Below are 2717 nucleotides of genomic sequence, written 5' to 3'. Positions count from 1 at the left end.
GGTCGGTGCGGGCCAGCTCCCACCGCACGTCGGCGGGGGCCCGCCCCGCACGGGCGAGGGCGTCGGCGAACTGGTCCTGTACGAGCCGTGCCTTGGCCTCGACGTCGAGGCCGGTCAGCACGAAGACGACCTCGTTGCGCCAGCCGCCGAGCCGGGTCAGCCCGGTCTTCAGCGTGGGGGGCGGCGCCTCGCCGCGTACCCCGCTGATCCGCACCCGGTCGGGCCCGTCCGGGGTGAGGGTCACGGTGTCGAGCCGGGCGGTGACGTCGGGGCCGGCGTACCGCGCGCCCGAGGTCTCGTACAGCAACTGGGCGGTGACCGTGCCGAGGTCCACGACGCCGCCCGTGCCGTCGTGTTTGGTGACGACACCGGTCCCGTCCGCGTGGATCTCGGCGAGGGGGAAGCCGGGGCGGCGGACGTCGTGGTCCCGGAAGAACGCGTAGTTGCCCCCGGTGGCCTGCGTACCGCACTCCAGCACGTGCCCCGCGACGACCGCCCCCGCCAGCGCGTCCAGGTCGTCGGGCCCCCAGCCGAAGTGCGCGGCGGCGGGCCCGGTGACCAGGGCGGCGTCGGTGACGCGCCCGGTGACGACGATGTCGGCCCCGGCCCGCAGACAGGCGGCGATCCCGGCGCCGCCGAGGTAGGCGTTGGCGGTGAGACACCCCTCGGGGACCGGGAGGGCGTCGCCCTCGACGTGGGCGACGCGTACGGGCAGCCCGGCCTTCTCCGCGATCTCCCGTACGGCGTCGGCGAGTCCGGCCGGATTGAGCCCCCCGGCGTTGGTGACGATCCTGACGCCCCGCTCGTGGGCGAGGTGGAGGTTCTCCTCCAGTTGCCGCAGGAAGGTGGAGGCGTACCCGCGTGCGGGGTCCTTGAGCCGGCCGCGGCCCAGGATCAGCAGGGTGAGTTCGGCGAGGTAGTCCCCGGTCAGGACGTCGAGCGGGCCGCCGGTGAGCATCTCGCGTACGGCGTCGAAGCGGTCGCCGTAGAAGCCGGACGCGTTGCCGATCCGCAGCGGCGCCGTCATCGCTCGCCCTTTTTCGGGGCGCGCCCCGCTCCCGCCGGACCGGCGAAGGCCTGGGCGATGTCCAGCCACCGGTCGGCGTCGGGCCCCACGGCCGTCAGGGCGAGGTCGTCGCGGTGGGCGCGCCGGGTGACCAGCAGGCAGAAGTCGAGCAGGGGGCCGGTGACCCGCTGGGCGGCGTCCTGCGGCCCGTACACCACCGTCTCGCCCTCCAGGCCCCTGAGTTCGACCCGGAAGGGCCAAAGGGGCGGCTGTTCACCGCGTACGGCGTAGGCGTGGTCCCGGGCCCGTACACCGATCCGGGCCACATGCCGCAGCCGGGAGGTCGGCCGCCGGTGCGCGCCGAGCGCGTCGGCGACGTCCTGGCCGTGCGCCCAGGTCTCCATCAGCCGCGCGGTGGCCATCGAGGCGACGCCCATGGGCGGCCCGTACCAGGGGAGCCTCGTACCGGGCGGCGCGGCCCGCAATGCCTCCTGGAGCCGGGCTCTTCCCTCCCGCCACCGGGCGAGCAGCTCCTCCACGGGCAGCAGCGCCACGATCTCCCCGGCCGCCTCGTCGACGAAGGTCTCCGGGCGGGCGAGCGCCTTCTCGACCTCGGCGGGGAAGGCCTCGGGCTCGGTGACGGCGGTCAGTGCGACCGTGTCGGTCCAGTACAGGTGGGCGATCTGGTGGGCGACGGTCCAGCCCTCGGCGGGGGTCGGCGCGGCCCACTCCTTGGCGCTCGCGCCGGCGACCAGCAGGTCCAGCTCCTCGCTCTCCTGACGCAGGTCGTCGAGCACGGCGGCGGTCACGGCCGATGCATCGGGCACGGTGCGCTCCCCTCGGGGCGTGGCGGTGTGCCCCGGAGCATGCCAGCGCGCCGGAAAACAATCAAGCATGCTTGCATGATTTTTGGAGGCCGACCTGCCGGGCCCAGATCATGGAGGCAGCTCCCGGACGGCCGACGGTCAGGACCGCCCGCCCGGCCGACCCCGGGACCCTCAGATCTCGCGGCCGCTCCTCAGGTGCGGCAGGAGTACGAGGGGCTGCGGCTCGACCTGGCGGACAACGTGGGCGTCGTCCTGGCGGACCGCCGCCGAACCGACCGCCGAACCGACCGGCTCCGCACGCTCGACCGGCGGGACCACCGGGCGACCACCTTTGCCGCCCGGCCTCTCCGCCTCCCGCGTCCTGCCCTTCGACGCCTGGGTTCCGCTACTCGGCCCGGTCGCCCTCGGCCTGGGACGGCTGGGTCCTCGGGGTGTCGGGACGGGTCTCGGTCCCGGCCGCCCGGCCGCGTTCCGTGGCGTCGTCGTCGCGTTCGCCCTCGGCCTGCGAGGGCGTGTGGGCGTACAGCCCGTCGTACTCATCGGTGGCCTTCTCGGTTCCCACGGGCAGGCCTCCTTCCTCGGCTCTTCGTCCCCTTCTCCATCGTGCCTCCCCCGACCGTGGCCCGCACCGCGCCCATGCTGGCGCCGATCACCAGGGCGATCGCCAGGGCGTCGGTCGTCGAGAGGGCCTGGTCGAGGATGAGGAAGCCGGCCAAGGCCGCGATCGCCGGTTCCAGGCTCATCAGGACCGCGAAGGTGGGCTCGGGGAGACGGCGCAGGGCCATGAGCTCCAGGGTGTACGGGAGGACCGAGCTCAGCAGCGCCACGGCCGCGCCCAGCCCCAGGGTGGACGGGACCACCAGCTTGGGGCCGGACTCCATGAT

The 2717-nt window shown here is 74.5% G+C and carries 5 protein-coding genes; all 5 read right to left on the bottom strand.

Annotation, left to right across the window (positions count from 1 at the left end):
• Positions 1-1027: acyclic terpene utilization AtuA family protein (locus tag IH13_RS36825; RefSeq protein WP_031081599.1), on the bottom strand; the 1027-nt coding region annotated here is incomplete at its 3' end.
• Positions 1024-1833 (bottom strand): TIGR03084 family metal-binding protein, encoded by an 810-nt coding sequence (locus tag IH13_RS0105855; RefSeq protein ID WP_031081597.1) that lies wholly within the window; start codon positions 1831-1833, stop codon positions 1024-1026. The genes IH13_RS36825 and IH13_RS0105855, both read right to left, overlap by 4 nt.
• Before the next feature lie 171 nt (positions 1834-2004).
• Positions 2005-2151: a hypothetical protein gene (locus IH13_RS43335; RefSeq protein WP_158791057.1), complete on the bottom strand. Its 147-nt coding sequence runs from the start codon at positions 2149-2151 to the stop codon at positions 2005-2007.
• Positions 2152-2218: 67 nt separating this feature from the next.
• Positions 2219-2395 carry a hypothetical protein gene (locus IH13_RS43850; protein ID WP_199814605.1) on the bottom strand — a complete coding sequence of 59 codons (177 nt, stop codon included), beginning with the start codon at positions 2393-2395 and terminating at the stop codon, positions 2219-2221.
• The coding region (locus IH13_RS0105840) for an EamA family transporter (protein WP_031081594.1) at positions 2370-2717 on the bottom strand (348 nt) is incomplete at its 5' end. The genes IH13_RS43850 and IH13_RS0105840, both read right to left, overlap by 26 nt.

It is taken from the genome of Streptomyces sp. NRRL WC-3549 (genome assembly GCF_000721935.1).
Classification (GTDB): domain Bacteria; phylum Actinomycetota; class Actinomycetes; order Streptomycetales; family Streptomycetaceae; genus Streptomyces.
The sequence above is the reverse complement of the archived record's forward strand: the minus strand, read 5'-3'. Positions and strand labels throughout refer to the sequence as shown.